28 protein-coding genes are annotated in these 26982 nt (G+C 74.3%); 7 read left to right on the forward strand and 21 right to left on the reverse strand.

All coding sequences use genetic code 11. The features are described 5' to 3' along the window. Nucleotides 1-9 precede the first annotated feature (9 nt). Nucleotides 10-408 carry a DUF393 domain-containing protein gene (locus AB0881_RS17600; protein WP_366617962.1) on the reverse strand — a complete coding sequence of 133 codons (399 nt, stop codon included), beginning with the start codon at nucleotides 406-408 and terminating at the stop codon, nucleotides 10-12. Nucleotides 409-453: 45 nt separating this feature from the next. Beyond that, nucleotides 454-1038 (reverse strand): HIT domain-containing protein, encoded by a 585-nt coding sequence (locus tag AB0881_RS17605; RefSeq protein ID WP_366618051.1) that lies wholly within the window; start codon nucleotides 1036-1038, stop codon nucleotides 454-456. 239 nt (nucleotides 1039-1277) lie between these two features. Here AB0881_RS17605 and AB0881_RS17610 point away from each other — a divergent pair, with 239 nt between their 5' ends. Continuing rightward, nucleotides 1278-1841 (forward strand): Asp23/Gls24 family envelope stress response protein, encoded by a 564-nt coding sequence (locus AB0881_RS17610; protein WP_366617963.1) that lies wholly within the window; start codon nucleotides 1278-1280, stop codon nucleotides 1839-1841. Nucleotides 1842-2029: 188 nt separating this feature from the next. After that, a complete protein-coding gene (locus tag AB0881_RS17615) occupies nucleotides 2030-3322 on the forward strand; it encodes a tyrosine-type recombinase/integrase (protein ID WP_366617964.1) in 1293 nt (430 codons plus the stop codon). 103 nt (nucleotides 3323-3425) lie between these two features. Here AB0881_RS17615 and AB0881_RS17620 read toward each other — a convergent pair whose 3' ends face one another. The 11 genes from AB0881_RS17620 to AB0881_RS17670 all read right to left on the reverse strand — a co-directional run bounded on the left by AB0881_RS17620 (nucleotide 3426) and on the right by AB0881_RS17670 (nucleotide 15686). After that, nucleotides 3426-5321: a CheR family methyltransferase gene (locus AB0881_RS17620; RefSeq protein ID WP_366617965.1), complete on the reverse strand. Its 1896-nt coding sequence runs from the start codon at nucleotides 5319-5321 to the stop codon at nucleotides 3426-3428. 53 nt (nucleotides 5322-5374) lie between these two features. After that, nucleotides 5375-6421, reverse strand: coding sequence for a chemotaxis protein CheB (locus AB0881_RS17625; RefSeq protein ID WP_366617966.1), 1047 nt, complete (start codon nucleotides 6419-6421; stop codon nucleotides 5375-5377). Between the two features lie 93 nt (nucleotides 6422-6514). Continuing rightward, on the reverse strand, nucleotides 6515-7138 hold the full coding sequence (locus tag AB0881_RS17630; RefSeq protein ID WP_366617967.1) for a hypothetical protein: 624 nt from the start codon (nucleotides 7136-7138) through the stop codon (nucleotides 6515-6517). A gap of 64 nt (nucleotides 7139-7202) precedes the next feature. Next, complete coding sequence (gene thrS, locus AB0881_RS17635; protein ID WP_366617968.1) at nucleotides 7203-9191, reverse strand: threonine--tRNA ligase; 1989 nt, start codon at nucleotides 9189-9191, stop codon at nucleotides 7203-7205. A gap of 344 nt (nucleotides 9192-9535) precedes the next feature. Further along, nucleotides 9536-11032 (reverse strand): sugar porter family MFS transporter, encoded by a 1497-nt coding sequence (locus tag AB0881_RS17640; RefSeq protein ID WP_366617969.1) that lies wholly within the window; start codon nucleotides 11030-11032, stop codon nucleotides 9536-9538. Between the two features lie 52 nt (nucleotides 11033-11084). Next, nucleotides 11085-11720: a class I SAM-dependent methyltransferase gene (locus AB0881_RS17645; RefSeq protein ID WP_366617970.1), complete on the reverse strand. Its 636-nt coding sequence runs from the start codon at nucleotides 11718-11720 to the stop codon at nucleotides 11085-11087. After that, complete coding sequence (locus AB0881_RS17650; protein WP_366617971.1) at nucleotides 11717-12928, reverse strand: LLM class flavin-dependent oxidoreductase; 1212 nt, start codon at nucleotides 12926-12928, stop codon at nucleotides 11717-11719. Before AB0881_RS17650 ends, AB0881_RS17645 begins: the two co-directional genes overlap by 4 nt. Beyond that, nucleotides 12925-13947 (reverse strand): ABC transporter substrate-binding protein, encoded by a 1023-nt coding sequence (locus tag AB0881_RS17655; RefSeq protein WP_366617972.1) that lies wholly within the window; start codon nucleotides 13945-13947, stop codon nucleotides 12925-12927. Before AB0881_RS17655 ends, AB0881_RS17650 begins: the two co-directional genes overlap by 4 nt. Further along, complete coding sequence (locus tag AB0881_RS17660) at nucleotides 13944-14723, reverse strand: ABC transporter ATP-binding protein (protein WP_366617973.1); 780 nt, start codon at nucleotides 14721-14723, stop codon at nucleotides 13944-13946. Before AB0881_RS17660 ends, AB0881_RS17655 begins: the two co-directional genes overlap by 4 nt. Next, a complete protein-coding gene (locus AB0881_RS17665; RefSeq protein WP_366617974.1) occupies nucleotides 14699-15526 on the reverse strand; it encodes an ABC transporter permease in 828 nt (275 codons plus the stop codon). The genes AB0881_RS17660 and AB0881_RS17665 overlap by 25 nt, the downstream gene beginning before the upstream one ends. 67 nt (nucleotides 15527-15593) lie before the next feature. Continuing rightward, complete coding sequence (locus AB0881_RS17670; RefSeq protein WP_366617975.1) at nucleotides 15594-15686, reverse strand: putative leader peptide; 93 nt, start codon at nucleotides 15684-15686, stop codon at nucleotides 15594-15596. A 161-nt stretch (nucleotides 15687-15847) separates the two neighbouring features. Here AB0881_RS17670 and AB0881_RS17675 point away from each other — a divergent pair, with 161 nt between their 5' ends. Then, on the forward strand, nucleotides 15848-17128 hold the full coding sequence (locus tag AB0881_RS17675; RefSeq protein ID WP_366617976.1) for a sensor histidine kinase: 1281 nt from the start codon (nucleotides 15848-15850) through the stop codon (nucleotides 17126-17128). A gap of 9 nt (nucleotides 17129-17137) precedes the next feature. Next, on the forward strand, nucleotides 17138-17815 hold the full coding sequence (locus AB0881_RS17680) for a response regulator transcription factor (protein WP_366617977.1): 678 nt from the start codon (nucleotides 17138-17140) through the stop codon (nucleotides 17813-17815). Between the two features lie 28 nt (nucleotides 17816-17843). On the opposite strand, the gene AB0881_RS17685 is transcribed toward AB0881_RS17680, so the two are convergent. Then, entirely contained in the window at nucleotides 17844-18800 is a 957-nt protein-coding gene (locus AB0881_RS17685) for an NADPH:quinone oxidoreductase family protein (protein ID WP_366617978.1), read from the reverse strand. A 28-nt stretch (nucleotides 18801-18828) separates the two neighbouring features. Beyond that, nucleotides 18829-19575 carry an SDR family NAD(P)-dependent oxidoreductase gene (locus AB0881_RS17690; protein WP_366617979.1) on the reverse strand — a complete coding sequence of 249 codons (747 nt, stop codon included), beginning with the start codon at nucleotides 19573-19575 and terminating at the stop codon, nucleotides 18829-18831. A gap of 45 nt (nucleotides 19576-19620) precedes the next feature. On the opposite strand from AB0881_RS17690, the gene AB0881_RS17695 reads away from it, so the two are divergent. The 3 genes from AB0881_RS17695 to AB0881_RS17705 are packed head-to-tail and all read left to right on the forward strand — an operon-like array spanning nucleotide 19621 to nucleotide 22079. Beyond that, complete coding sequence (locus tag AB0881_RS17695; RefSeq protein ID WP_366617980.1) at nucleotides 19621-20844, forward strand: acyl-CoA dehydrogenase family protein; 1224 nt, start codon at nucleotides 19621-19623, stop codon at nucleotides 20842-20844. Further along, a complete protein-coding gene (locus AB0881_RS17700; protein ID WP_366617981.1) occupies nucleotides 20841-21512 on the forward strand; it encodes a TetR/AcrR family transcriptional regulator in 672 nt (223 codons plus the stop codon). The genes AB0881_RS17695 and AB0881_RS17700 overlap by 4 nt, the downstream gene beginning before the upstream one ends. A gap of 54 nt (nucleotides 21513-21566) precedes the next feature. Then, entirely contained in the window at nucleotides 21567-22079 is a 513-nt protein-coding gene (locus AB0881_RS17705; RefSeq protein ID WP_366617982.1) for a luciferase family protein, read from the forward strand. Between the two features lie 56 nt (nucleotides 22080-22135). Here the strand turns inward: AB0881_RS17705 and kynU are convergent, their stop codons facing one another. Genes kynU through AB0881_RS17735 form a run of 6 tightly spaced genes read right to left on the reverse strand, consistent with a single transcriptional unit; the run spans nucleotide 22136 to nucleotide 26978 of the window. Next, nucleotides 22136-23413, reverse strand: a complete 1278-nt coding sequence (kynU, locus tag AB0881_RS17710; RefSeq protein WP_366617983.1) for a kynureninase — start codon at nucleotides 23411-23413, stop codon at nucleotides 22136-22138. Nucleotides 23414-23415: 2 nt separating this feature from the next. Then, entirely contained in the window at nucleotides 23416-24420 is a 1005-nt protein-coding gene (locus AB0881_RS17715) for an amidohydrolase family protein (RefSeq protein ID WP_366617984.1), read from the reverse strand. After that, nucleotides 24417-24992, reverse strand: coding sequence for a 3-hydroxyanthranilate 3,4-dioxygenase (locus AB0881_RS17720; RefSeq protein WP_366617985.1), 576 nt, complete (start codon nucleotides 24990-24992; stop codon nucleotides 24417-24419). The genes AB0881_RS17715 and AB0881_RS17720 overlap by 4 nt, the downstream gene beginning before the upstream one ends. Further along, nucleotides 24989-25438, reverse strand: coding sequence for a RidA family protein (locus AB0881_RS17725; RefSeq protein ID WP_366617986.1), 450 nt, complete (start codon nucleotides 25436-25438; stop codon nucleotides 24989-24991). Before AB0881_RS17725 ends, AB0881_RS17720 begins: the two co-directional genes overlap by 4 nt. Further along, nucleotides 25435-26178 (reverse strand): fumarylacetoacetate hydrolase family protein, encoded by a 744-nt coding sequence (locus tag AB0881_RS17730; protein WP_366617987.1) that lies wholly within the window; start codon nucleotides 26176-26178, stop codon nucleotides 25435-25437. The genes AB0881_RS17725 and AB0881_RS17730 overlap by 4 nt, the downstream gene beginning before the upstream one ends. Further along, a complete protein-coding gene (locus AB0881_RS17735) occupies nucleotides 26175-26978 on the reverse strand; it encodes a fumarylacetoacetate hydrolase family protein (RefSeq protein WP_366617988.1) in 804 nt (267 codons plus the stop codon). Before AB0881_RS17735 ends, AB0881_RS17730 begins: the two co-directional genes overlap by 4 nt. Nucleotides 26979-26982 lie beyond the last annotated feature (4 nt).

Genomic DNA, 26982 nt, shown 5'->3' on the forward strand with positions numbered 1-26982 from the left:
CGCCGGCCGTCAGCGCGCCCCGGGCCTGCGGTCGGCGGGCAGCGCGCACGCGGGCGTGGCGCCGGGCAGGCGACCGCGGTTGTTCGCCACCAGGCGGTAGACGCCGTGCGCGATCCAGCGGAACGGCGGCACCCGCAGGACCAGGCCCAGCGGCCGCCACACCCCGCCGGCGTCGATCAGCAGCGCCGCCGCGGCCTGCGCCCCGCCCAGGGCGCGCCGGCCGCGGCCCACCCAGACGACCTCGCGCGCCGCCCGCTCGGGCGTCGTGCCGAGCGCCGCCAGGTCCGCGGCCTGGTACGGCACCAGCTCGGCCGAGGTGGGGATCCGGCGCTCGATGAACCGCACCGACGCGGTGCAGAAGCCGCAGTCGCCGTCGTACAGCAGGACCGGCCGTTCGCGAGAAGTCACGTCCGGTTCCTGCCCGGGGACCGCGCCCCTAGTCGCCACCGGCCGTCACCGATCGTCCCCGGCGGCCGGCCACGCGTCGGCGAGGAGCTTGCGGGTGTCGCGCAGGAGCTGCGGGAGCACCTTGGTGTGGCCGACGACCGGCATGAAGTTGGTGTCGCCGCCCCAGCGCGGCACGACGTGCTGGTGCAGGTGCGCGGCGATCCCGGCGCCCGCGACCTGGCCGAGGTTCATGCCGACGTTGAAGCCCTGGGCGCCGCTGGCCCGGCGCAGCGCCGTCAGCGCGCGGCGGGTCAGCTCCGCCAGCTCGCCGTACTCCGCCGGGTCGAGCCCCGTGTAGTCGGCCACGTGCCGGTACGGGACGACCATGAGGTGGCCGGAGTTGTACGGGTAGAGGTTGAGCACCGCGTACACCCGCTCGCCGCGGGCCACGATCAGGCCGTCCTCGTCGGTCATCGCGGGGATCTCGCAGAACGGGCAGCCGTCCTCCGCCCCGGCGCCGGTGGGCTTGCCCTCGCCCTTGATGTAGGCCATCCGGTGCGGGGTCCACAGCCGCTGGAAGTTGTCCGGCGTGCCCGCACCTCCCCGTTCCTCCTCGTACCGAGGCGCGTCCTCGCGCGCCTCCGGCGTCACAGGCTCCTCCGGCTCTAGGCTCAAGGCGGCGCTCTCCTCTTGTTCGCGGCCCGATCGGCGTTCACGGCCTGACCAGCAGCATAGAGAGGAAGCCCGGCGGGGCTGCAGCCGGGATCCCCCGGTCCCGCGGCCGTACCGGGCGGCAGTACCGGATTTCACCGGAGTTCACCGGACATGGCGGGCGGCCCGGGCGCCGCCGCGGCACCATGGACGGCACGTCCAGCGTGGGGAGCCGATCGATGACCGACCTCGACAAGGGATTTCCGGGCGGCGGCGGCGCGGAGCCGCCGCGTCTCGAGGCCGGGTCCATGCCGTTCTTCCCCGCGCCTCCGGCGCCGGCGGGCGGCGCGCCGCTCCCGCCCGTGCCCGCGGCTCCGCCCGCCGACGCCGCCACCCCGGTCGTGAAGGGACGCGTCACCATCGAGGACCAGGTGATCGAGAAGATCGCGGTGCTGGCGGCGCTGGAGGTGGACGGGGTCGCGGACGCGGCCGCCCGCGCCTCCTGGACCGGTTCGGGCGCTTTGGGCGGTTCGGGCGGTGCGGGCGAGGCGGGCGGCCCGGCCTCGCTCCCCGCCGCGTCCGGCCGGCCGCTCGGGGAACCGCACCCGCACGGCCACGAGGTCTCCCTCGAACTCGGCCTCACCGTCGCGTACGGCTGCCCGGTGATGGACGTGGCCAGGCAGGTCAGGGCCGATGTCGCCCGGATGGCCGGCAGGATGCTGGGCGTGCGCGTGGTCGCGGTCGACATCTCCGTCGAGGACGTCCGGCCGCCTGCTGCCAGAAACGCAGCGAACACCCGGTAACCCTTTTCTCCCGGAGCGTCCCGTGACAGCGGTGGCCTCGCCTGCCACGGAACGTTCCACCGGCATCGCCCGCTGCCGCGGCCTACTGAAAGAAACGGCGATTCTTTTCTTTCGGCCGGTTTTGTCACCGCCGAGCGGGATACTTCAAGGACAGCACGGCCCGGACCCCCACCGCTCAGGAGGTCGTCATGGCGCAGGACGCGCACGGTGACGGCCGCTGCGGTCAGGACGGCGCCGGATGCGGCCGGCGCGGGCGCCCGGCCGCCCTCCCGGAGCCCTGGCTGCGCGAGTGGCGGGCGTACCGGGCCGCGCTCCGCGGATCCGCCCTGTCGCCGGGCAGCCGCCAGGTCTACACCTCGCGGGTCCGCGGCTACCTGGCCTGGCTCGCCGCCGGAGCGCGGACCGGCGGCCCGGACGGCGGGGCCGGCGAGCCCCTCAGCGACCCCGCCGACCGCGACCTCGCCGTCGCCGGCTTCAGCGACCACCTGCGCGCCGCGCACGGCTGCAAGCCGGGCACGATCAACAACTACCTGGCGGCGATCGACCACTACTACACCTTCCACCGCGGCCTGGGGCACGTGCGCGCCGTCCGGGAGCGGCTGCCCAACCGCCCGCCGGCGGTCCTCGACGCCCGGCTGCGCGGCCGCTTCCACGCGGCGGCGCGGCGGCTGCGCTCGTCCCGGGACGCGGCGATCTGCCTGCTGCTGGTCCATTCGGGCATGAGCGTCGCCGAGCTGGCGGCGCTGGACGTCGAGGACGTCGTCCGCGGCTCGCGGCGCTGGCACCTGGTCATGCGGGACGGCCGCGGCAACGTCCGGCGCATGGTCACGCTGCCCTACGGCGAGGTGCACGACACCCTGCGCCGCTGGCTGCGCGTCCGCCCCTCCCTGCTCGGCCGCGATCCCGACGAGTCCGCGCTCTTCGTCGGCCGGCGCGGCGAACGGCTGGCCGAGCGCACGGTGCGCAGCATCGTCACGACCACCGCCGCCGACGCCGGCCTGCCGATCACGCCGAGGCAGCTGCGGGTCCCGGCCGGGTTCGTCGCGCCGGGCTCGGACGCGCCGACGCTCCCGGTGACCACGCCCGCGCGCCGGTCCCGCACCGCGCCGGCGGGTGCCGGCGAACCGGCCGCGACCGCGGACGGCGCCGCCCACGGCGTGATCGAGAGCGTCGAGCGGCGGCGGCGCGCGGCCGAGCAGGCGACCGTCCGGCTGGCCCGCAACCTGCTGAACAACGCGCAGCTCCAGGACCAGGCCGCCGACGCCTTCGCCCATCTCGCCGAGATCCGCCCGGAGAACCGGGCGCTCTACCGGCGGAAGTCCACGACGGCCCGGGCGGCGGCCGCCGAGTCGCGCCGCCTGGCCGCGTACTACGCCGGCCGGTCCGGCCCCGCGCGCGCGGGCGCGGACTCCCCTCCGCGCGATCCCCGCGGGTCGCCGGTCCCACGATCTCGGGCGGTGAATCCCCCCCTCACCGCCTGAGAGCGCCGGCGGGGCGCCCCCTCCGAGCGTGTGGATCCGCCCCCCGAATCCACGCTCCTCACGCGCCCCGCCGGCGCCCTAGCCCGGCGGACGCCGGCCGCGCTCATCCCCCGGCCCCGGGCGGGCCCGCGCCCGCCCCGTCCGCACCCGCCGGCGGCGCCGCGGCCCCGTGGGGAACGGTGTGGTTGGCGATCAGGATCACGCCCTGGGCGGCGCCCTTGTCGCTCAGCTGCGACGTCTCGATCCACAGGCGCACCGAGCGGCCGCGCCGGTTGATCGCGTCCACCGTGGTGCCCGCCCGGCCGGTACGGCCCGGCTCCAGCGACCGGTGCACCAGCGGCGCGATCTCCCGCACCGGCAGCCCGATGTCCAGGCCGAGCAGGTGCTGGCCGTTCGCCTCGTCCGCGCGCAGCCCCCACAGCTCCTCGGCGCCCTGGCTCCAGACGGTGACCCGCAGCTGGTCGTCCACCACGATCACCGCCGTGCCGAGGCTCTGCAGCACCGAGGCCAGGAAGGCGTTGGCGGCGTCCAGCTCGCCGGTCCGGAACCGCAGCGCGTCGTTGATCTCCTGGAGCTCCTCGTTCGTGGACTGGAGCTCCTCGTTCATCGTCTCCAGCTCCTCGTTGGTGCTCTGGAGCTCCTCGTTGGTCGACTGGAGCTCCTCGTTGGTGGTCTCCAGCTCCTCGTTCAGGGACTGCAGCTCCTGGTAGGCGCGCTCCAGCTCCTCGTTCGCGTGCTCCAGCTCGTCGTGCAGCCGGCTATAGCGGGTGACGTCGTTGAAGCTGATCCCGACGCCGATCAGCCCGTGCGCGGTGTCGTAGAGGGGCCCGACCACCACGTCGAGCACGCACACCTCCGCCGCCGAGGAGCGCTGCCACTCCACGTGCTGGAGCTCGACCGGCCGCAGCTCCTGCTTGACCCGCTCGATGATCGAGCGGAGCTCGACCGGGCGGAAGGACACCTCCAGGTCCTGGAACGGCCGCCCCACGTCCATCGCGTGCAGCTGGAACAGGGCCTCCGCCTGGGTGTTCGCCACGACCAGGTTGTCCTCGGTGTCCAGGGCCAGCTGCGCCACCGGCCCCGCGGCCAGGGCGGCGGAACGGATCTGGGCGGTGCGCGCGGCGTTCGCGCCGGTGGCGTCGTCCAGCGTCAGCCTCGGCGGCCGCGCCCTGCGCGGCAGCTTGTGGAACAGGCGCTTGCGCAGGTCGACGGGCTCGAACCAGTCGCCGTGGTTGAGCAGCATCTCGGCCTTGCCGAGGAAGATGTAGCCCGAGTCGTTCAGGGCGAAGTGGAGCCGGCGCAGGATGCCGGCCTGCGTCTCGGCGTTGAAGTACATCAGCGTGTTGCGGACGACCAGCAGGTCCACCCGCGAGATCGGGGCGTCCTTGGTCAGGTCGTTGCGGCCGAAGATGACCTGGCGGCGCAGGTCGCGGCGGAACACGTAGCTGGACTGGAGCGGCTCGAAGTACCTGGCGCGCAGCTCGGGCGGGACGTCGCGGACCTTGCGCTCGGTGTACGCGCCGGCCCGCGCGGCCTGCAGCGCGGCCTCGTCCAGGTCGGTGGCGTAGATCTTGACGCGGTCGCGGAAGCCGTCCACGCCGAGCGCCTCGGCCAGCACCATCGCCAGCGTGTAGGCCTCCTCGCCGGTCGAGCAGCCGGCGCTCCACACCCGGATCGGCCTGGCCGGCGGGCCGGTCTTGACCAGATCCGGCACCACCCGCTCCGCCAGCGCCTCCCACGCCGGGGCGTCGCGGAAGAACCCGGTGACGTTGATCAGCAGGTTGTCGAACAGCGCGGCGTACTCCTCCGGCTGGGCCTCGAGGAAGTCCCGGTACTCGCCGAACGTCCCCAGGCCGACCGCGACCATGCGGCGGCCGATGCGCCGCATCAGGGTCGAGCGCTTGTAGCCGCTGAAGTCGAAGCCGCGGTTCTCCTTCAGCATGGCGAGGAGCTCCTCCAGCTCGCGGGGGTCCTCGCCGTCGCCCGTGATTGTCACCACGGAACGAGCCTAATGGCCACGGCCCCGAACCGGCGGCCCGGGAACGGGCGAGGTCAGCCCGGTTCCGGGCCGGTCCCGGACGCCTCCGCCTCGCCCCGGTCCCCCATCTCGACGATCAGCCGCCGGATCGTCGACAGGGCGCGCTCGCTCTCCTCCCCCATCTCGGCGAACTTGCGGGCCGAGATGTGGTGCCCCCGCCCGGCCGCCTCCCGCTCCAGGCGGAGGTTGAGCCGGCGGCGCTCCTCCAGCTGCCGGGCGGCCTGCTCCAGCGCCCACTCGGCCTGGTGCGCCTGGCCGTCGAGCAGGCTGCGGCCCGTCCAGGCGTGCCCGACGACGCATTCGTACCGCCCGGGCTCGTGCGGCCGCCGCCGGCCGAGGAAGATCGGGCCGCCGCATTCGGGGCAGCTCACCCCCTCGGGTTCCGGTCTCCCGGGCTTGAAGGCGGCCGGGAACTCGGGCAGCAGCCAGGCGACGCGGCGTTCCAGCTCGGCGTCCCGCGCCGGTTCGGGGAGCTCCTCGCCGCCGTACTCGCGGGCCTCCTGCTCGATCCGCACGGCCAGTTCGGCCAGCGGGAGCGCGGGCGCGTCCGGCACGGCCTCCAGCGCGGCGTCGGGCATCCCGCTGAACGGCGCCTCGGCGGGCTCCTGGACCAGCACCAGGCCGCCGTGCCGCCGTACGGCCGCGCCGCCCGCCGCGCCGTCGTCGAGGGCGCCGCTGAGCACCACGGCGGTGACCCGCGGGCCGGCCGCCAGCGCCGCGCTGAACAGCAGCGAGTCGGCCGCGGGCCGGTGCCCGTTCTGCCGGGGCCCGGTGGACAGCCGCATGGTGTCGCCCAGCAGGAGCAGGTGGCGGTTGGGCGGGGCCACGTAGACGCGGCCTTGGGTCAGGTCGCCGCCGTCCTCGGCGTACGACACCGGCAGCGCGGACGGCCGCTGCAGCACCCGCGGGAGCGTGCCGCCCCCGTACGGCGACACGTGCAGGACCACGAGGATCGCCGCCGGAAGGTCGGCGGGCAGCCGCGCCAGCAGATCGCGGAGTGCGCCGATGCCGCCCGCGGAGGCCACGGCCACGACGACGTCGCGGCCCTTCGGGGCATTCACACCCGCGTCCTGCCCGGACACGGGGCGTTCACTCCCGTCACGCCCCCGGGATTGTCCCGCCGCTCCCCCGCGCGGGCCCCCGCGGCAGGCCCGTCAGCCCGCGACGCGCGCGTAGCAGGTCTGCATCGAGACCCCGACCGACACGGTGGTGACCTTCACCCGCTCGACCGTCTCGGCCCGGACGCCCGCGAATCGGAAGGTGTGCGTACGGCCGGCCTTGGCGGTGTCCTGCTGGGACACCGGGGACCGCCCGGTCATCGACACCTCGGCCCGGACCAGCCCGCTGGCCGAGGCCCGGACGGCGACCTCCAGGGCGTCGCCGGTGGCCGCGGGCCGGTAGACGGCCGTGCCGGCCGGGCACCAGGTGGTCGTGCCGCCGCCCTGGCCGGGCAGCGTCGGCCCGCCGCCCTGGTTACCGCCCTGGTCGCGGCCGGTGCCGCCGCCCTGCTCCGGCCGGGTCTGCGGCTCGGTGGCGCCCGGGACGCCGGGGACGCCGGTCGCGCCGCCCCCCGGCACGCCCGGCGCGGTCGTCGCGGTGCCCGCCGCGGCCTGGTCGCCCGCCGCGGTGCCGCCCTTCCGGTCCTGGCCCATCAGGGGGTAGAGCAGCACCGCGACGGCGGCCGCCACGAGCAGCATCGCGCCGCCGTACCCGGCGCCGCGGAGCCAGGCCGGGCCCTTGCGGGCCGGCCCGGCGACCGGCCTGCTCCTCGTCTTCATCTCCCCACCGTCCCAGATGCCGCGGCCGACGCGTACCGGACCCCGATTCCCGGTCCCCGGATCCTCAGACCTGGATCCGGGCCTCGACGGCCTTGACGATCTCGTCGACCGCCTCGCCGATCGGGATGCCGTTGCGCTGCTCGCCGCCGCGGTACCGGAACGACACCGCGTCCCTGGCCACGTCGTCGTCGCCGGCCAGCAGCATGTACGGGACCTTCTGCTTCTGCGCGTTGCGGATCTTCTTCTGCATCCGGTCGGCGGAGGCGTCGACCTCCACCCGGATCCCCTTGGCGCGCAGCGCGTCCGCGACCCGCTCCAGGTGCGGGACGTGCGCCTCGCCGATCGGGATGCCGACCACCTGCACCGGCGCCAGCCACGGCGGCATCGCGCCCGCGTAGTGCTCCAGCAGCACGCCGAAGAACCGCTCGATCGACCCGAACAGCGCCCGGTGGATCATCACCGGCTGCTGCCGGGTGCCGTCGGCGGCCTGGTACTCCAGCTCGAACCGCTTGGGCTGGTTGAAGTCGACCTGGATGGTCGACAGCTGCCAGGTGCGGCCGATCGCGTCCTTGGCCTGGACGGAGATCTTCGGGCCGTAGAACGCCGCGCCGCCCGGGTCGGCGACGAGGTCGAGCCCGGACTCGTCGGCGGCCTCCTGGAGCGCGGCGGTGGCCTCGTCCCAGTCCTCCTGGGTGCCGATGAACTTGTCGGAGTCGTCGCGGGTGGACAGCTCCAGGTAGAACTCGTTCAGGCCGTAGTCGCGCAGCAGGTCGAGCACGAAGGTGAGCAGGCTCTTCAGCTCGCCGACCATCTGCTCGCGGGTGCAGTAGATGTGCGCGTCGTCCTGGGTCATGCCGCGCACCCGGGTGAGGCCGTGCACCACGCCGGACTTCTCGAACCGGTAGACGCTGCCGAACTCGAACAGCCGCAGCGGCAGCTCCCGGTACGACCGCCCGCGCGCCCCGAAGATCAGGTTGTGCATCGGGCAGTTCATCGGCTTGAGGTAGTAGTCGCCCCCGTCCACCTCCATGGGCGGGAACATGTCGTCCTTGTACCAGCCGAGGTGCCCGGAGACCTCGTACAGGGTGCCCTTGGTGATGTGCGGGGTGTTGACGAACTCGTACCCGGCCTCCTCGTGCCGGATCCGCGAGTACTCCTCCATCACCTTGCGGATCACGCCGCCCTTGGGGTGGAAGACCGCCAGCCCGCTGCCGATCTCCTTGGGGAACGAGAACAGGTCCAGCTCGGCGCCGAGGCGGCGGTGGTCGCGCTTCTCGGCCTCCTCCAGGAACTTCAGGTACTCGTCCTGCTTCTCGCGGGACTCCCAGGCGGTGCCGTAGATGCGCTGGAGCTGCGGGTTCTTCTCGCTGCCGCGCCAGTACGCGCCGCCCGCCCGCATCAGCTTGAACGCGGGGATCACGCGGGTGGACGGCAGGTGCGGCCCCCGGCACAGGTCCTTCCAGCACAGCTCGCCGGACTTGGCGTCGAGGTTGTCGTAGATGGTCAGCTCGCCGCCGCCGACCTCGACGTCGGCGCCCTCGGCCGCGTCGGCGACCTCGCCGGAGCCGCCCTTGAGGCCGATCAGCTCCAGCTTGTACGGCTCGGCGGCCAGCTCCGCGCGCGCCTCGTCGTCGGAGACGGCCCGGCGGGAGAACCGCTGGCCCTGCTTGACGATCTCGCGCATCCGCTTCTCGACGCGCTTGAGGTCGTCGGGGGTGAACGGGCTCTCGACGTCGAAGTCGTAGTAGAAGCCGTTCTCCACCGGCGGGCCGATGCCGAGCTTCGCCTCGGGGAACAGCTCCTGGACGGCCTGCGCCATCACGTGCGCGGCCGAGTGCCGCATGATCGCCCGCCCGTCGTCCGAGCCGATCTCCACGGGCTCGACGACGTCGCCGTCGCGGACCTCGTAGGCCAGGTCGCGCAGCTCACCGCCGACCCGGGCGGCGATCACGGTCCGGCCGTCGGCGCCGAGCGCCTCGCCGGCGGTCGAGCCGGCGGCCACCGCCCGCTCGCTTCCGTCGAGGGTGATGCGCAGCTCAGGCACGGTGGACACGGGCACTCCTCGCGATGGTGAAGATGGTGGAACGGGGCCGGTTCCCCGGACGGGGACTCCCCTTGCGGCCGCTCCGTTTGCGGCTTCCGATGCTATCGAGTCCGGCCGGTCGCCGGACGCATCACGGTCCATGGTCGTTCTCCTCTCGGGCCGGCAGGCCCGCGCCGGGAACGGCCCCGCGGCTGCCCCGCCAACGCGAAGAGGCCCCGGGATCGCTCCCGGGGCCTCGCCGCTCTGGTCAGGACAGGCGGCCGTCGCGCCGGGAGATCCCCGGCGTCGTCGTCGGACACTGCGCGTCGAAGCACTGTGCGTGCCGCGCGCGTACGGCTGCCATGGCGCCCATGCTAGCTCACGCGCGCGCGGCCCGCGCGCCGCCGCCGCGGCCCCTCCAGCGTGTCCATGTCCTCCAGCTCGCGGCCCTTGGTCTCCGGTACGGCGCGCATCACGAACAGGAACGCCAGCGCGGCGAAGACGGTGTAGATGCCGTACGCCAGCCCGAGCGACACCCCGGACAGGCCGGGGAACGTGGTGGTGATCGCCCAGTTGGCGAGCCACTGGGCGGCGGCGGCCACGGCCAGCGCCGAGGCGCGGATGAAGTTGCTGAACATCTCGCCCAGCATCACCCACACCACCGGGCCCCAGGTGGCGGCGAACGACACCACGTAGAGGTTGGCCGCCACGAGCGCGACCGGCCCGCCCACGTCGCCGAGCGAGGGCTCTCCGTCCACCACCGGCGCGGTGGCGAAGCAGGCGGTCATGACGCCGAGGGTGACCGTCATCCCGGCCGCTCCGGCGAGCAGCAGCGGGCGCCGGCCGACCTTGTCCACCAGCGCGATCGCCACCAGCGTGGCGGCCACGTTCACCAGCGAGTTGATCACGGAGGTGAGCATCGCGTCGTTCTCGCTGAACCCGACCGCCTGCCACAGCTCGGTCGAGTAGTAGAAGATCACGTTGATGCCGACGAACTGCTGGAAGACCGACAGCAGGATGCCCACCCACACGATCGGCAGCAGCCCGAAGCGGCTGCCGCGCAGGTCGCCCAGGCGCACCGGCCGGTCCCGGGCCAGCGACCGGCGGATCTCGTCGATCTTGGTATCCACCTCGCGCGGGTCCATCACCCGGGCCAGCGCCTCGCGGGCGGCGGCCGGCCGCCGCTTCTTGACCAGGTAGCGCGGCGACTCGGGGATGGTCATGGCGATCACTCCCCAGATCACGGCCGGCACCGCCGCGCTGGCGAACATCCACCGCCAGGCGGTGCCGCCCCACGGGAACTCGCCGGACGCGCCGCCGTCCGACACCCGCGCGATCACGTAGTCGACCACAAGCGCCGCGAAGATGCCCAGCACGATCGCCATCTGCTGGAGGGAGCCGAGCCGCCCGCGCAGGTCGGCGGGCGCGATCTCGGCGATGTACGCGGGCGCGATCACCGACGCGGCGCCGATCGCCAGCCCGCCGACGAACCGCCAGAGGGTCAGGTCCCAGGCGGCGAACGCCAGCGCCGAGCCCACCGAGCTGATCACGAACAGCAGGGCCGACACCAGCATCACCCGGACGCGGCCCATCCGGTCGGCGAGCGGCCCGGCGAACCAGGCGCCGGCCGCGCACCCCAGCAGGGCCGACGACACCACCAGCCCGACGGCCACCGAGCCCAGGTGGAACTGGGACTCCACCGCCCCGACCGCGCCGTTGATCACCGAGGAGTCGTAGCCGAAGAGGAAGCCGCCGAGGGCGGCGGCGCCCGCCAGCAGCACCGCCGTCGCCGCCGTGTGCCCGTGCTCCTCCGTGCCCGCCTTCCGCCCCGCCGTCGCCCCGCTCTCTCCAGGCGTCCCTTGATCAGCCATGGGGCTGCTCTTCCCGGAGAAAGGGACATTAAGCCGGTCCGGCGCCCCGCCCTCAGTCGCGGACCGCGACGCCGATGATGTGCGGCGCCGACGGGTTCGGCACCCGGGAGGCGGGGAAGTCGAAGCGCCGCTCGCTCCTGACCGTGAACCCCGAGCGCTCGATCAGGTCGCCGGTGGGGCGGGAGACGTGGCAGCCGGCCGCCACGTACGGCCACAGCACGTCGGTGTACTTCTGGAAGATCGCCTGCCGCGGCGACCGGGACCGCACGTGCTCGTAGAAGCGCAGCTCGCCGCCGGGGCGCAGGACGCGCCGCAGCTCGGCCAGCACCCGGACCGGGTCGCGCACCGAGCACAGCACCAGCGAGGCCACGGCCACGTCGAACGAGGCGTCCGGCAGGTCGAGGTCCTCGGCGAGGCCGGCCCGGACCGCCACCGGGACCGGGGCCCCGGCGGCGGCCGCGACCGCGCGGGCGCGCAGCGTCGGCTCCGGCTCGATCGCGACCACCTCGGTCACGCCGCCCGGGTAGTGGGCGAAGTTGGCGCCGTGCCCGGCGCCCACCTCCAGCGCCCGCCCGCGCGCGCCGGCGAGCAGCTCGGCGCGGTGGGCGGCGCCGCCGGCCCGCGCGGCGGCGGCGTCCAGCCGGGGGTAGAGCCGGGCGAAGATCGGATGCCTGTGATCACCGGTCATCCCGGCAGTGTCGCACCCGCACCCCCCGCCGGCGCCAGGGCCCGCGGGCCCGCCGCGCGGCGGCGCAGCTCGGGGAGCACGCCCTCGCCGAACCAGTACGCCTCCTCCAGGTGCGGGTAGCCGGACAGGATGAACTCCTCGATGCCGAGCGCCGCGTACTCCTCGATGAGGTCGGCGACCTCGGCGTGGCTGCCCACCAGCGCGGTGCCGGCGCCGCCGCGCACCAGGCCGACGCCCGACCACAGGCCGGGGTGGATCTCCAGGTCGCGTTCGGAGCCGCCGCCGCGGTACGACTCGTGCAGCGCGCGCATGCGGCGCTGCCCGACCGAGTCGCTGGCGGCCAGCGCCTGCTGGGCCTTGGCGATGTGGGCCGGGTCCACGCCGTCCAGCAGCCGCCGCGCCTCGGCCCAGGCGGCCTCGGAGGTGTCGCGGCTGATGGTGTGCAGCCGGATCCCGAAGCGCAGCGCGCGGCCCTCGGCCGCGGCCAGCCCGCGCATCCAGGCGATCTTCTCGGCGACCTGGTCCGGGGGCTCGCCCCAGGTCAGGTACGTGTCGACGTGCCGGGCCGCGACGGGCCCGGCGGCCGGTGAGGAGCCGCCGAAGTAGATCTCCGGCAGCGGGTCCGGCGGCCGGGAGACCAGCGCGCCCTCGACGTCGTAGTGCTCGCCCTTGAAGTCGAACGGCTCGCCGGTCCACGCGCCCCGCACGACCTCCAGGAACTCGCCGGTACGGGCGTACCGGTCGGCGTGCGCCAGGTGGTCGCCGAAGCGGCGCTGCTCGGCGGACTCGCCGCCGGTGACCACGTTCAGCAGCAGCCGCCCGCCGGAGATCCGCTGGTAGGTGGCGGCCATCTGGGCGGCCAGCGTCGGCGAGACGAAGCCGGGACGGAAGGCCACCAGGAACTTCAGCCGGGACGTCTCGCGCAGCAGCGCGGCGGTGACGAGCCAGGCGTCCTCGCACCAGGTGCCGGTCGGGGTGAGCACGGCCTCGAAGCCGAGCTGCTCTGCGGATCTGGCGATCTGGGCGAGGTAGTCGATGTCCGGCGGCCGGACCACGTCGGCGGTGCCGGGGCGCTCGGCTGGCCGGCCTACGCCGGCCGGGACGCTGTGGCCGCCGCCGATCAGGGCGCGGCTGTCGCCGGTGGTGGGCAGGAACCAGTGGAAGCGCGGGGTACTCGGGGAACTCGGGGAACCAGGAGAATCGGTCACTTGTTCTCGACCTCGATGTCGTTGAAGCGGCGGTCGACGAACTTCGCGATGTCGACCGATCCGGGGATGAGCTTCTCGTCGCGGAAGGCGTCGGCCACCAGCTGCTCGTTGCGGACCAGGGCGTCGTCCACCTTGATCAGGCGGGCGGCGCGGCGGCGGGCGGCCTCCTCGGCGACCGCCAGCGGCAGCCCGGTGTCGCGGGACCAGACGGCGCCCCAGCCCTTGACGTTGGCGTTCGCCCAGACCAGGGCGCGCCGCTGCCGGGTGAGGTAGTCGCGCAGCGCGGCGACCTTGGCCTTGTCCTCCAGCGCCTTCTCCGCGGCGACGATCAGGTTGTAGCCGGTGGTGTAGCCGCGGCCGTCGACGAGGACGCGGGCGCCGGCCTGGGTCTGCCCCTGGGCGGTGTACGGGTCCCAGATCGCCCAGGCGTCCAGGCCGCCGCGGCTGAGCGCGGCCATGGCGTCGGGCGGGGCGAGGTACTGGGGCTGGATGTCCGCGAAGCCGAGTCCGGCCTTCTTGAGGACGGTCAGCAGGTGGTAGTGGGCGGAGCTGCCCTTGGCCACCCCGATCCGCTTGCCCTTCAGGTCGGCGGGCGTGCGGATCGGCGAGTCCTTCGGGACGAGCACGGCCTGGCCGGTCAGCCCGATGTCGGCGGCGGCCACGATCTTGATGTCGGAGCCGGCCGCGGCGGCGAAGACCGGCGGGGTGTTGCCGACCGCGCCGAAGTCCAGCGCCCCGGCGTGCACCGCCTCCAGCAGCGGCGGGCCGGAGGTGAACTGGTTCCAGGTGACCTTGTACGGGAGGCCGTCCAGCTCGCCGGCGGCGCCGAGGAGGGCCTGCTGGCCGCCCTTCTGGTCGCCGATCCGCAGCGTGACCTTGGACAGGTCCACCGAGCCGTCGGGGCGGACCGCGGCGTTCGGCGCGTCCGCTCCGCCGCAGCCGGCCGCCGCCGCGGTGAGCACGAGCGCGGCCGCGCCCGCCAGGAGTGTCCGGAGTGTCCGGAGCCGTCTGAGGGTCATGTCGTTCCTTCGGGGGTGACGCCGAGCCGGTCGAGCAGGGTCGCGCGCAGGGCGGTGAGGTCGGGATGGTCGCGGTGGCGGGGGCGCGGGAGCTCCACCCGGGACTCGTGCGCGATGCGGCCGCCGTCGAGGACGAGCACCCGGTCGGCCAGCAGCAGCGCCTCGTCCACGTCGTGGGTGACCAGGAGGATCCCGGGCCCGTGCCGCTCCCACAGGTCCAGGACGAGCCGGTGCATGGTGATGCGGGTGAGGGCGTCCAGGGCGCTGAACGGCTCGTCCAGCAGGAGCAGGCCGGGCTCGCGGACGAGGGCGCGGGCCAGGGAGGCGCGCTGGGCCTCGCCGCCGGACAGCGTGAGCGGCCAGGCCCCGCCGCGTTCGGCGAGGCCGACCTCGTCCAGGGCCTTCGCGGCGGCGGCGCGCGGGTCGGGGTCGTCCAGGCCGAGCGCGACGTTCGCCCAGACGCGCTTCCAGGGGATGAGGCGGGGCTCCTGGAACGCCACCGCGGTGGTGCCGTTCACGGTGAGCCCGCCGCGCTGGGCGCGCGGGACGTCGCGGTCCAGCCCGGCCAGCGCGCGCAGCAGCGTGGACTTGCCCGAGCCGCTGCGGCCGAGCAGGGCCACGAACTCGCCGCGGCGGATGGTGAGCCGGACCGCGTCGAGCACGGTGCGGTCGCCGAACCGGCGGGTCAGCCCGGCCACCTCCGCGACGGCCTCAGTGCCGGTCTCAGTGCCGACCTCGGTGCCGGTCTCGGTCAGATCGGGAAGCCCTTGCGCCATGTCAGCGCCCTCCTCTCCAGCAGGCGGACCAGGGCGTCGGTGAGCAGGCCGAGCGCCGCGTACACGACCAGGCCGAGCACGACGATGTCGGTGCGCAGGAACTCGCGGGCGTTGTTGATCATGAAGCCGAGGCCGGAGGCGGCGTTGACCTGCTCGGCCACGATCAGCGCGAGCCAGGCGGCGCCCAGGCTCTGCCGGAGGCCGACCAGCGCCTGCGGCAGCGCGCCCGGCAGCACGACGTGCCGGATCAGCGTGGGCCGGCCGAGCCGCAGCGTCTGCGCGACCTCGGCGAGCCTGCCGTCGACGCCGCGGATCCCGGCGAAGGTGTTGAGGTAGAGCGGGAAGGCGACGCCGAGCGCGACCAGCGCGACCTTGGGCGCCTCGCCGATCCCGAACCACAGGATGAACAGCGGGATCAGCCCGAAGTGCGGCAGGGCGCGGAGCATCTGCATGATCGGGTCGGCGGCGTTCTCGCCGACCCGGCTGAGCCCGGCGGCCAGCGCGAGGCCGACGCCGGCGGCGGCGCCGATCAGGAAGCCCAGCACGGCGCGCTGGACCGACACGCCGACCGCGTCGAGCAGCGTGCCGTCGCGGACGAGTTCGGCGCCGGTCGCGGCGACCGTGGCCGGGGCGGGGAGGAGGCGTTCGGGCAGCAGCCCGGTCGAGGAGGCGAGCTGCCACAGCACCAGCAGCGCCAGCGGGCTGACGGCCCGGGCGAGCGCGGCGCGCGGCGGCCGCACGGAGGCGATTCCCGACCTGGACCGGGCCCGTGGGCGCGGCAGGTCGAGCGAGGACGTGGACACGGCTGAGGTGACCCTTCGCGAGCGTTCGGGGAGGACGGACTGCGCGCGGGCCGGCGTTGCGGCCCGCCTAGGCGGGCCGACACAGGCAGCTGGCCTGCCGGCGGAGGTCGACGTGCAGGCGCGCGACGAGAAGGGCGGGACGGTCGTTCACGGTCCTCACCCTGGCCGATATTTCCTATCAAGTCAATCTGAAATACCGGTTTAGTGGTCTATTGGCCGGTCTCCATCGCCCGTCACGGGCTGCTACCCAGGGTGCGGTCCGGATCTGGCTCCCCCGGGTCACGTCCCCGGCCGGGCTCGCGCCTTAGGCTCACCAGTGCGATGAACGAACCGTCCCGTGCCAAGTGGCACGACTCGCTGCACGACCACGACCGGCACGACCACGCGCGGCTCCTCCAGGGGATCCGGTCCGCGCTGCTGCCCGGCCCGCACGACCCGCACGTGACGATGCTGCCCGAGCGGATGTGGCTGCGGATCCCGCTGCTGCTGCTACTGCTGGGGATGACGATCGGCTTCACCGCGGGCTCCATCGCGATCCCGATCGAGGTCGACCACCGCTCGCCCGGGATCAGCGCCGTGCTCGGGGTGCTCCAGGCGGCCCCCCTGATGCTGGCCGTGCGCCGCCCGCTGGCCGCCTGGCGGCTGTCGGCCGGCGGATTCCTGCTGGGCGCGCTGCTGGTGCGCGGCGTGGGCTTCTGGCCGTGGCCGGTGACCGCGTTCCTCGCGCTGCTGGTGATCCTGTTCTTCGTCGCGCTCGCCTGCGACCGGGAGACGCTGATCGGCGTCGGCGCGGTCACCATCGCGGGCGTGCTAGGCCCGGCCGTGCTGCTCGGCATGCCGGGCTGGTTCGGCGCGATCCTGGCCGGGATCGTGCTGGTCGTGCTGGCGTTCGGGGACGCGATCGGCGGCCGCCGCACCGCCGAGGCGATCGTCCGCGAGCAGGAGGAGCTGCGCCGCCAGGACCTGGCCCGGCAGGCCGTCCTGGAGGAGCGCGCCCGGATCGCGCGGGAGCTGCACGACGTGGTCGCCCACCACATGTCGGTGATCGCGATGCAGGCCGAGGCCGCCCCGTACAAGATCCCCGACCTGCCGGACGCGGCCCGCCAGACGTTCGGCGTGGTCCGCGACGCCGCCCGCGAGGCGCTCACCGAGACCCGCCGGGTGGTGGGCCTGCTGCGGTCCGACGACGAGGGCGCCGAGCGGGCCCCGCAGCCGGGCCTGGACCGGCTGGACGACCTGGTCGCCGCCGCCCGCGGCGCCGGGCTCAAGGTCGGCGTCACCATGATCGGAGTACCGCGGCCGCTGGCCGTCGGGGTGGACCTGTCGGCGTTCCGGATCGTCCAGGAGTCGCTGAGCAACGCCACCCGCTACGCGCCCGGCTCCCGGGTGCAGATAGAGATCCGGTACGGCCCGGACTCGCTGCGCGTCAGCGTGGTCGACGACGGCCCGCGCGGCACCCCCGAGGAGTCGCACGGCGGCGGGCACGGCCTGGTCGGCATGCGCGAGCGGGTGGTGATGCTCGACGGGACGCTGACCGCCGGCGCCCGCGAGCGCGGCGGCTGGGAGGTCGTGGCGGACGTCCCGTACGGAGATCCCGACTAATCTTCCCCTGTGACGATTCGGGTGCTGATCGCCGACGACCAGGTGATGATCCGCGACGGGCTGGCCGCGCTGCTGTCCTCAGATCCGGAGATCGAGGTGATCGGCCAGGCCGGCAACGGCCTGGAGGCCGTGGAGATGGCCAGGAAGCTCGACCCCGACGTCATCGTGATGGACATCCGGATGCCCGAGATGGACGGGCTGGCCGCCACCGCCGAGCTGGTCGGCGAGCCGCCCGCCGACGACGTCGACCCGGCCGGGATCCGGCCCAAGGTGCTGGTGCTGACGACGTTCGACCTCGACGAGTACGTCTACGAGGCGCTCGGCGCGGGCGCCAGCGGCTTCCTGCTCAAGGACGCCTCGGCCGCCGACCTGGTCAGCGGGGTGCGGGTGGTGGCCGCCGGGGACGCCCTGCTGGCCCCCTCGATCACCCGCCGGCTGATCGGCGACTTCGCCCGGCGCCGCCGCCACCAGCGGCCCAGCCCCGCCGCGACCTCCTCGCTGACCCCGCGCGAGCTGGACGTGCTGCGCCTGATCGCGCGGGGCCTGTCGAACGCCGAGATCGCCGCCGAGCTGGTGCTGGCCGAGCAGACCGTCAAGACCCACGTCGGCCACGTGCTGACCAAGCTCGCGCTGCGGGACCGCACCCAGGCCGTCGTGTACGCCTACGAGAACGGCCTGGTCGGCTGACCGCCGGCCGGCGGGGCGGCCGGGCCCGTCAGCGGGACGGGTCGAGGACGAGCTTGCCGGTGGTCCGGCGGGCGCGCAGGTCCTCGTGCGCCCGGCGGGCCTCGCTCAGGCCGTACTCGCCGCCGGAGACCACCCGCAGCCTGCCGTCGGCGGCCAGCGCGAACAGCTCGTTCAGCGCGGTGCCCATGACGTCGCCGGGCAGCTGGAACACGTGCGCCAGCCACATCCCGGCGATGGTGGTGGAGTGCGCCATCAGGGTGCCGGGCTGGACGGGCGAGGGCGCCTGGCGGGAGGCCATCCCGTAGAAGCCGAGCCGCCCGAACGGGGCGAGCGCCTTGAGGCTCTGGTCGGTGACGGTGCCGCCGGTCATCTCCAGCACCACGTCGACCCGGCGGCCCTCGTTGGCGTCGATCAGCGCGGCCTTCATGTCGGGCTCGTTCGCGTCCACGGCGACGTCGGCGCCGAGCTCCAGCGCCAGCTCCCGCTTCTCCTTGGACGAGGCGGTCGCGATGACGCGGCCCGCGCCCCACTGCTTGGCGAGCTGGACGGCCAGCGTCCCGACCCCGCCGGCGGCGGCGTGCACGACGACCGACTCCCCCGGCGCCAGGTGCGTGCTGCGGCGCAGCAGCAGCCACGCCGACGCGCCCTGGATCACCATGCCGAGCGCGGTGACGTCGTCCACGGCGTCGGGGACGTCCCAGGCCATCGCCTCGGGCGCCAGGGCCTTCTCCGCGTACCCGCCGGTGCCGAGCAGGGCGACCACCCGGCGGCCGTCCGGGGTGCGGCCGACGGCCTCGCCGCCCGGCACCAGCGGCAGCGTGGAGCGCGACAGGTAGCTGTCCTCGGCCTGGTGGGTGTCGGCGTAGTTGATCCCCGCCCGGGACACGTCGATGAGCAGCCGCCCCGGGCCCGGTTCCGGGTCGGGCAGCTCGGTGACGTTCAGGACCTCGGGGCCGCCGAACTCGGTGATCTGGATAGCGCGCATGTCCTCTGCCTCCTGTGTTTCCTGGGAATCAGCGCGGGCCGGGCACGCCGCGGAACTTGAACGGGCCGCTCTCGCGCCCCGGGACGACGAACCACGCCTCTCCCGCGTCGTCCCCGTCCAGGATCGCCATGAACGCCTCGACGACCTTCTCGACCTCCAGGATCGGGAAGCCCGTCTCGGCCAGGTGGTCCTTGATCCCGCCGAGGATGTCGGTGTCGGCGAACGAGGGGCACAGGGCGTTCACCCGGATCCCCTCGGGCGCGTGCGCGGGGCCGAGGGCGCGGACGAGCCCGACCACGGCGGCCTTGTTGGCGCCGTAGATGGGGTCGAACGGGGTGGCGGTCAGGCCGGCCATGCTCGCGGTGGCGATGATGTCGCCGCCGCCGCGGGCGCGCAGCGCGGGGAGCGCGGCGTGCACGCCGTACACGACGCCGTCGAGGTTGATCGCCATCGCGCGGCGGTAGAGCGCCGGGTCGAAGTCGCCGTCCAGGCCGGTGCCGGTGGACACGCCCGCGTTGAGGAAGGCCAGGTCGAGCCCGCCGTAGGCGTCCACCGCCGCGGCGACGGCCGCCGTGCTGTCGGCCGGCTCGCGGACGTCGCAGCGGACGAAGCGGCCGCCGAGCTCCGCGGCCAGCGCGCCGCCGCGCTCCTCGTCGATGTCGGCGAGCACCACCCGCGCGCCCCGCCCGGCCAGCCGGCGCGCCACGGCCGCGCCGATGCCGTTGGATCCGCCGGTGATCAGTGCGACTTTGCCGGCCCCGTCGAAAGCCACCATGTGAGCGCCTCCCAAAGTAACTGACTCGTCAGTTACTCTAGCGGAATGGACTTCGGTTTGAGCGGGCGGGCCCAGGACTACCTCGGCCGCCTCCAGGACTTCATGGACTCCCACGTCTACCCCGCCGAGCCCCTCTACGCCGAGCAGCGCCGCGGGCTGCGGGCCGCCGGCCAGGAGCACACCGTCCCGCCGGTGGTGGAGGAGCTCAAGGTCGAGGCGCGCAAGCGCGGCCTGTGGAACCTCTTCCTGCCCGGCAGCGAGGACCCGGCGCACGGCCTGTCGGTCACCGACTACGCCTCGCTGGCCGAGGTCACCGGCCGCTCGCCGAACCTCGCGCCCGAGGCGACCAACTGCGCGGCGCCCGACACCGGCAACATGGAGGTGCTGCACCTGTTCGGCACGCCCGAGCAGAAGGAGCGCTGGCTCAGGCCGCTGCTGGACGGCGAGATCCGCTCGGCGTTCGGGATGACCGAGCCGGACGTGGCCAGCTCCGACGCCCGCAACATCGCCACCCGGATCGAGCGCGACGGCGACCACTACGTCATCAACGGCCGCAAGTGGTGGATCAGCGGCTCGGCCGACCCGCGCTGCAAGATCATGATCCTGATGGGCAAGACCGACCCGGACGCCCACCCGTACCAGCAGCAGTCCATGGTCCTGGTGCCGCTGGACGCGCCCGGCGTGGAGATCGTCCGGCCGCTGCCCGTGTTCGGCTACTCCGACCAGCACGGCCACTGCGAGATCACGCTGACCGACGTGCGGGTGCCGGTGGAGAACCTGATCGGCGAGGAGGGCGGCGGCTTCGCCATCGCGCAGGCCCGGCTCGGCCCCGGCCGCATCCACCACTGCATGCGCGCCATCGGCATGGCCGAGCGGGCGCTGGAGCTGATGTGCGAGCGCGCCGCGTCCCGCGTCGCGTTCGGCAAGGAGCTGGCCCGGCAGGGCGTGGTGCAGCAGCAGATCGCCGAGTCCCGGATGGCGATCGAGCAGGCCCGGCTGCTCACCCTCAAGACCGCGTGGCTGATCGACAAGCACGGCCCCAAGGGCGCCCGCGCCGAGGTCGCGGCGATCAAGGTGATCGCGCCGCGGGTGGCGCTGGAGGTCGTGGACCGCGCGATCCAGGTGCACGGCGGCGCCGGCGTCAGCGACGACACGCCGCTGGCCGCGATGTGGGCGGGGCTGCGCACGCTGCGGCTGGCCGACGGGCCCGACGAGGTCCACGTGCGGTCCGTGGCCCGCACCGAGCTGGGCAAGTACCTCGGGAAATGACGAACGAGACGGGGGAGGCCGTTCCGGGCGTGCGGCGCAGGATGCCGCACGCCCGGCGGCGGGAGCAGCTGCTCGGGGTGGCGCTGGCCGAGTTCGGCCGCCGGGGCTACCACCTCACGCAGATGGAGCACGTGGCCGCGGCCGCGCAGGTCTCCAAGGCGCTGCTCTACCAGCACTTCACCTCCAAGGAGGACCTGTTCGTCGAGGTGAGCGAGGCGATCGTCGCCGAGCTGACCGGGCGGCTCAACGCCGAGGTGCTCAAGCAGCAGGACTCGATGGAGGGCATCCGCGCGATGGTGCGGGTGCTGTTCGACTACGCCACCGAGGAGCCGGACGCCTGGGCGCTGGTGATCCGGCACCTGGACAAGCCCGAGGTCGGGCTGGGCCTGCGCGAGCTGCGCGAACGGCTCGGCACCGCGTTCGCCGACCTGCTGCTGCGGCGCCGCCGCGCCGATCCGGCGCTGTCGCCAGCGGCGCTGGCCGCCAACGAGCGGCGGGCCCGGCTGCTGGTGCCGCTCATGTACGGGTCGATGCTGTCGATGGTGTCGTGGTGGCTGGAGCACCCCGACACCGCGCGGGAGCGGGCCGAGCAGATGGCGGTCGAGTTCGTCTGGCTGGGGCTCGACCGGCTGCGCTCCGGGGAGCGCCTGCCGGCTCCGCCCTCGTAACGATTTCGACTCGGCCGGTTCCGCGTACCGCCATCTGGACGCGACTATGGACAGGTGGCAGCCGACGGGAGTGGCGCGACTTCCAATGATGTCCGTATCGCGGACCGGCTCGCCCGCTGGCCGGGGGTGAGCCGGGAGCGGGCGGAGTGCGGCACCGGCACCGCCCTCGCGGCGGGCGGTGTCCAGATCGTGCACCTGCACGGCGGCGCGGTGGCCGAGCTGCGGCTGACCCGGCCCGTCATCGGCCGGCTCGGCGAGGTCCTCGCCGACTCCGGGCGGGTGGCGTTCATCCCCGGCGGCGAATGGGTCGCGGTACGCCTGGACACCGACTCCGACCTGGCCATGGTCGCCTCGCTGGCGAGCGTGGCGATCAAGGCGGGGAGCGCGCCGGGCGCCGTGCCGCGCCCCGGGGCGCCGTGCAGCGCCGCGGCCGGCGGCATCGCGCCGGACCGGCTGGCCGCCCTCGTCACCGCGGGTGGCGGTTCGCCCATGCCGCTGAGCCAGTTCCGCCTCATGCACCGCACGGGCCCGCCGCCCGCCGCGGACGGGCGGCGCAGCGCCGGGTAGCGGCCGGTCCGGTCGAGCATCGGCACCGGGTCGCGGCCGGTCGGGGTCCCCTGCGATCAGCCGAGGAGTTCCTCCAGGGCCACGGCGGCGCGGTGGCAGTCGTGGAACGTGGAGTACAGCGGCACCGGCGCGAGGCGGACGATGTCGGGCTCCCGGGCATCGGCCATCACGCCGGCCGACTCCGCGAGGCGCTCGGTGAGCCCGCCCGCGTCGGCGACGCGGATCGACAGCTGGCAGCCGCGCGCCGCCGGATCGTCCGGGGTGACGACCGCCAGCCCGGGAACGGCCGCCAGCCGTCCCGCCAGGTACGCGGTGAGCCGCTCGCTCTTGGCGCGCAGCGCGGCCATGCCCGTCCGGTCGAACAGCTCCAGCGACGCCAGCACCGGCGCCAGCGCGAGGATCGGCGGGTTGGACAGCTGCCAGGCGTCGGCCGAGGCGGGCGGCGCGATGCGCGGCTCCATCCGGAACCGCGTCGCCGGATCCGTTCCCCACCAGCCCGACAGCCTCGGCAGGCCCGCGTCGCGGACGTGCCGCTCGTGGACGAAGCAGCCGGCGACCGCGCCCGGCCCGCTGTTGAGGTACTTGTAGGTGCACCAGGCCGCGAAGTCGACGTCCCAGTCGTGCAGGCGCAGCGGGACGTTGCCGGCCGCGTGCGCCAGGTCCCAGCCGACGACGGCGCCGGCGGCGCGGCCAGCCTTGGTGATCGGCTCCATGTCCATCAGCTGGCCGGTCAGGTAGTTGACCCCGCCGAGCAGCACCAGCGCGACCCGCCCGCCCTCGCCTTCGAGGTACGCGACGACGTCCTCGGTGCGCAGGTGCTCCTCGCCCGCGCGCGGCCGCAGCCGCACGACGGCCGCCTCCGGGTCCAGGCCGTGGTGGACGGCCTGGCTGTACACCGCGTACGAGTCGGACGGGAACGCGGTGTCCTCGATGACGATCCGGGTGCGCTCCCCCGCCGGCCGGTAGAACGTCGCCATCATCAGGTGCAGGTTGACCGTCAGCGAGTTCATCGCGACGACCTCGTGCGGCAGCGCCCCCACCAGGCGCGCGGCGGGCTCGCGGGCCTGCTCGTGGTAGTCCACCCAGGGGCGGCGGCCGCGGGTGTGGCCCTCGACGGCCAGCCGGGACCAGTCCGCCAGCTCCTCCTCCAGGTAGCGGGCGACGCTCCGGGGCTGGAGGCCGAGGGAGTTGCCGGCGAAGTAGGCGGCCTCCGCGTACGCGCCGCCCGGCGCGGGCGGCACGTGGAACTCGCCGCGCAGCGCCGGCAGCGGGTCGGCGGCGTCGAGCCGCCGCGCCTCCTCCTCCGCCTCCTCCGTTCCGCGGGTACGGTCCACGCTCACTCCTCTGACAGCCCGAAGAAGCGGCGCGCGTTGCCGCCGAGGATGGCCGCGCGGTCGGCGGCGCCCAGCTCCGCGCACGCCCGTACGGTCGAGCCCGGCTCCAGCTCGCCGAGCGGGAACGGGAAGTCGGTGCCGAGCATCACCCGGTCCGCGCCCATCACCTCGACCAGCAGCCGCAGCGCCCGCGGGTCGAACACGGCCGAGTCGACGAAGAACCGGCCGGTGTACGCCGACGGCGGCCGCGGCGAGTCCGCGCGGACGATGTCGCGGTTGTGCCAGGCGTTGTCGGCGCGTCCCAGCATGAACGCGAAGCTGCCGCCGCCGTGGCAGAAGCACAGCCGCAGCGACTCCGGGATCCGCTCGAACGCCCCGGACAGGATCAGCGACAGGATCGACAGCTGCGTCTCGGCGCCCATCCCGACCAGCCACGGCAGCATGTACCGGCCGGCCATCCGGTCCCCGCCGAGCATGTCCCACGGGTGCATCAGCACCGGCATGCCCTCCGCGGCGCAGTGCGCGAGGAACGCGACGATCCCGTCGTCGTCGGGGTAGCGGGCGCCGACGTGGTTGCCGATGTGCACGCCCCGGTGGCCCGCCGCGGCGGCCTTGGTGACGGCCGCGCAGGCCAGGTCGAGGTCCTGCAGCGGGACCTGGCACAGCGGCAGCAGCCGGTCCGGGGCCTCCCCGCAGTATTCGAGGATCCGCTGGTTGACCAGCTCGCACCACTCGGCGGCGCGGGCGGGCTCCGCCGCGTACCCGAACATCAGCGGGGTCGACGAGACCGCCTGCACGTCCACGCCGGTGCGGTCCATCGCGGCGACCCGGGCCGCCGCGTCCCACAGCTCGGCGCGGACCGGCCGGTACTCGGCGTCGCCGCTCATCATCATCCCGGCGCCGCCGCCGTCCTCGCGCAGCCACGGCTCCCCCGCGCCCGCCAGCACGCGCGCCTCGTCCCTGGACACGCGCGGGAACACGTGCGCGTGGACGTCGATCACGCTCACCGGCGTACCTCGGTCGCCGGGCGCATGTCCTCCGGCCACAGCTTCCCGGGGTGCACCGCGCCGCAGTGGCCGCACGTGCGGTCACCGTCGTAGAAGGCCTGGAACACCGGCGGCAGGTCGTCGACGATCGAGCGCACCTGGAGGTCGGCGCGGTGCACCAGCCGGTGGCAGTTCACGCAGTACCACTCGAACGCCTCGCGGGTGCCCTCGGGCCGCGCGATCTCCACGACCAGCCCGATGCTGCCCTCCTCGGGCCGCTGCGGGGAGTGCCGGACGTGCGGCGGCAGCAGGAAGACGTCGCCCTCGTTGATCTGCACGTCGACCGGCGGCTTGCCCTCCTCCTCCATGACGCGCAGCACCATGTTGCCCTTGAGCTGGTAGAAGTACTCCTCCGCCGGGTCGTCGTGGAAGTCGGTGCGCTGGTTGGGCCCGCCGATCACCATCACGATCAGCCCGGAGTCCTGCCAGACCTGCACGTTGCCGACCGGCGGCTTCAGCAGGTGGCGGTGCTCGTCGATCCACCGCTCGAAGTTGAACGGCCGCCCGAACGACAGCTTCGGCAGCTCGGTCATGATCCAGCCTCCTTCACCGGGATGTGCGCCGTGCACGAGATCTCGATCAGCAGATGGGGGTGCGGCAGCTGGTGGACGGCCACGGTCGTGCGGGCCGGCCCGGTCTCGTCGAAGTACTCGCCGTAGACCTCGTTGTAGCCGCCGAAGTCGTTCATGTTCACCAGGTAGGTGGTCACGCTGACCAGGTCGGACAGGTCTCCCCCGGCCGCCTTCAGCAGGTCGCGGACGTTCTCGATCACGGCGCGGGTCTGCTCGCGGATGTCGAGGTCGGTGACGCCCATCGGGTCGGCGCTCGCGCCCGCGAACGTCCCGTCGGGGCGGCGCGAGCTCGTCCCGGACACGAACACGAAATCGCCGGCGCGCTTCACGTGCGGGAAGCGCCCGCGCGGCCTGGCCTTGCCCTCGACCAGCAGCGCGTCCCCGCCCGCCGTCCCGTCGCGGCTCATGTCGTCACCTCCACCGAGCCGAGCCCGGACGCGGTCACCCGGACGTGCGCGCCCGCCGGCAGCGGCACGGCCGCCGTCGCGGCGCCCGCCAGCACCACCCAGCCGGGCTCCAGCGTGATCCCGGCCTGCCCGGCCAGCCGCGCCGCGGCCCGCAGCGAGCGCATCGGGTCGCCGAGGATCGCCGCCGACGACCCGGCCTGCACGGCCTGGCCGTCGATCTCCATCAGCATGCCGACGTTGGCGACGTCGCGGGGGTCGTGCCAGGCCCCGACGCCGTACCCGGCCGCGGACGCGTTGTCGGCGATCACGTCGGGGAGCGTGAACGAGAAGTCCTCGTAGCGCGAGTCCAGCACCTCGAACCCGACCGCGACGCCGGCCACCGCCGCGTCCACGTCGGCGGCCGAGCGGACCGGCCGGCCGATCAGGTACGCGATCTCCGGCTCGATCCGCGGATGGATCAGGCGTCCCACGTCCACCCGCGACTCGATCAGCATCGCGTCGGTGAGCAGCCCCCAGATGACGTCGTGGACGCCCATCTGCACCATCTTGGCCTTGCTGGTGAAGCCCATCTTCACCCCGGCGAGCCGCTCGTGCCGCGCCACCCGGCGCCGGATCACGGCGCGCTGGACGGCGTACGCGGCGTCCACGTCCAGCTCGGCCTTGTCGGTCAGCCGCGGGATCGCGCGGGCGTCCCGGACGGCCGCGTCCAGCGTCCCGGCCAGCGCCTCGATGTCGTTCATGATGCTTCCGTCTCTTCCGTGTCCTCTGGGGCGAACGCGACGCGGACGTCCCCCAGGCCCTCGATCCGGGCCTCCAGCACGTCGCCGGGAACGGCCGGGACCATGGGTCCGAGCGCGCCGGTCAGGACGGTGTCGCCCGCGCGCAGCGGGTTGCCGACGCGGGCGAGGGTGTCGGCCAGCCAGAGCGCCGCGTTCAGCGGGTGGCCGAGGCAGGCGGCGCCGGTGCCGGTCGACAGCTGCTCGCCGCGCCGTTCCAGGACCATGCCGCACAGCCGCAGGTCGACGTCCGCCAGCGGCACCGGGCGGTTGCCGAGGACGTACATGCCGGACGAGGCGTTGTCGGCGACGGTGTCGGCGAGCGTGATGTCCCAGTCGCGGACGCGGCTGCCGGCGATCTCGATGGCGGGCAGCGCGAACGCGGTCGCGCGGATCAGGTCGGCGGCGGTGTGCCGCTCGTGCGTCAGGTCGCGTTCCAGGACGAGCGCGACCTCGGCCTCGGCGCGGCCCTGCATGACCGCCCCGGCCGGGATCTCGGCGCCGTCGGGCACGGCGGTGTCGGCCCACAGCATCCCGAAGTCGGGGCTGTCCACGCCGAGCTGCCGCTGCACCGCCGCCGAGGTCAGGCCGATCTTGCGGCCGACCGGGCGGCGGCCCTCGGCCAGCCAGTGCTTGGTCAGGTGCCGCTGCACGTCGTACGCCTGGTCGGGGCCGATCAGGTCGCGGACGGGCGCGCAAGGGACGCCGGTCGCGTGCGCCTCCAGGAGGCGCGCGGCGGCGGCGTCGATGGCTTTGTCTGTCACGGGC

It is taken from the genome of Spirillospora sp. NPDC029432 (assembly GCF_040703975.1).
Lineage (GTDB): Bacteria > Actinomycetota > Actinomycetes > Streptosporangiales > Streptosporangiaceae > Spirillospora.

Coding starts and splice junctions, on each gene's coding strand:
- AB0881_RS17610 (WP_366617963.1), top strand. CDS start 1,278: ATGACCGACCTCGACAAGGGATTTCCGGGCGGCGGCGGCGCGGAGCCG.
- AB0881_RS17655 (WP_366617972.1), bottom strand. CDS start 13,947: ATGACCCTCAGACGGCTCCGGACACTCCGGACACTCCTGGCGGGCGCG.
- AB0881_RS17675 (WP_366617976.1), top strand. CDS start 15,848: ATGAACGAACCGTCCCGTGCCAAGTGGCACGACTCGCTGCACGACCAC.
- AB0881_RS17725 (WP_366617986.1), bottom strand. CDS start 25,438: ATGAGCCGCGACGGGACGGCGGGCGGGGACGCGCTGCTGGTCGAGGGC.
- AB0881_RS17660 (WP_366617973.1), bottom strand. CDS start 14,723: ATGGCGCAAGGGCTTCCCGATCTGACCGAGACCGGCACCGAGGTCGGC.
- AB0881_RS17630 (WP_366617967.1), bottom strand. CDS start 7,138: ATGAAGACGAGGAGCAGGCCGGTCGCCGGGCCGGCCCGCAAGGGCCCG.
- AB0881_RS17695 (WP_366617980.1), top strand. CDS start 19,621: ATGGACTTCGGTTTGAGCGGGCGGGCCCAGGACTACCTCGGCCGCCTC.
- AB0881_RS17645 (WP_366617970.1), bottom strand. CDS start 11,720: ATGACCGGTGATCACAGGCATCCGATCTTCGCCCGGCTCTACCCCCGG.
- AB0881_RS17700 (WP_366617981.1), top strand. CDS start 20,841: ATGACGAACGAGACGGGGGAGGCCGTTCCGGGCGTGCGGCGCAGGATG.
- AB0881_RS17615 (WP_366617964.1), top strand. CDS start 2,030: ATGGCGCAGGACGCGCACGGTGACGGCCGCTGCGGTCAGGACGGCGCC.
- AB0881_RS17640 (WP_366617969.1), bottom strand. CDS start 11,032: ATGGCTGATCAAGGGACGCCTGGAGAGAGCGGGGCGACGGCGGGGCGG.
- AB0881_RS17685 (WP_366617978.1), bottom strand. CDS start 18,800: ATGCGCGCTATCCAGATCACCGAGTTCGGCGGCCCCGAGGTCCTGAAC.
- AB0881_RS17730 (WP_366617987.1), bottom strand. CDS start 26,178: ATGAACGACATCGAGGCGCTGGCCGGGACGCTGGACGCGGCCGTCCGG.
- AB0881_RS17690 (WP_366617979.1), bottom strand. CDS start 19,575: ATGGTGGCTTTCGACGGGGCCGGCAAAGTCGCACTGATCACCGGCGGA.
- AB0881_RS17720 (WP_366617985.1), bottom strand. CDS start 24,992: ATGACCGAGCTGCCGAAGCTGTCGTTCGGGCGGCCGTTCAACTTCGAG.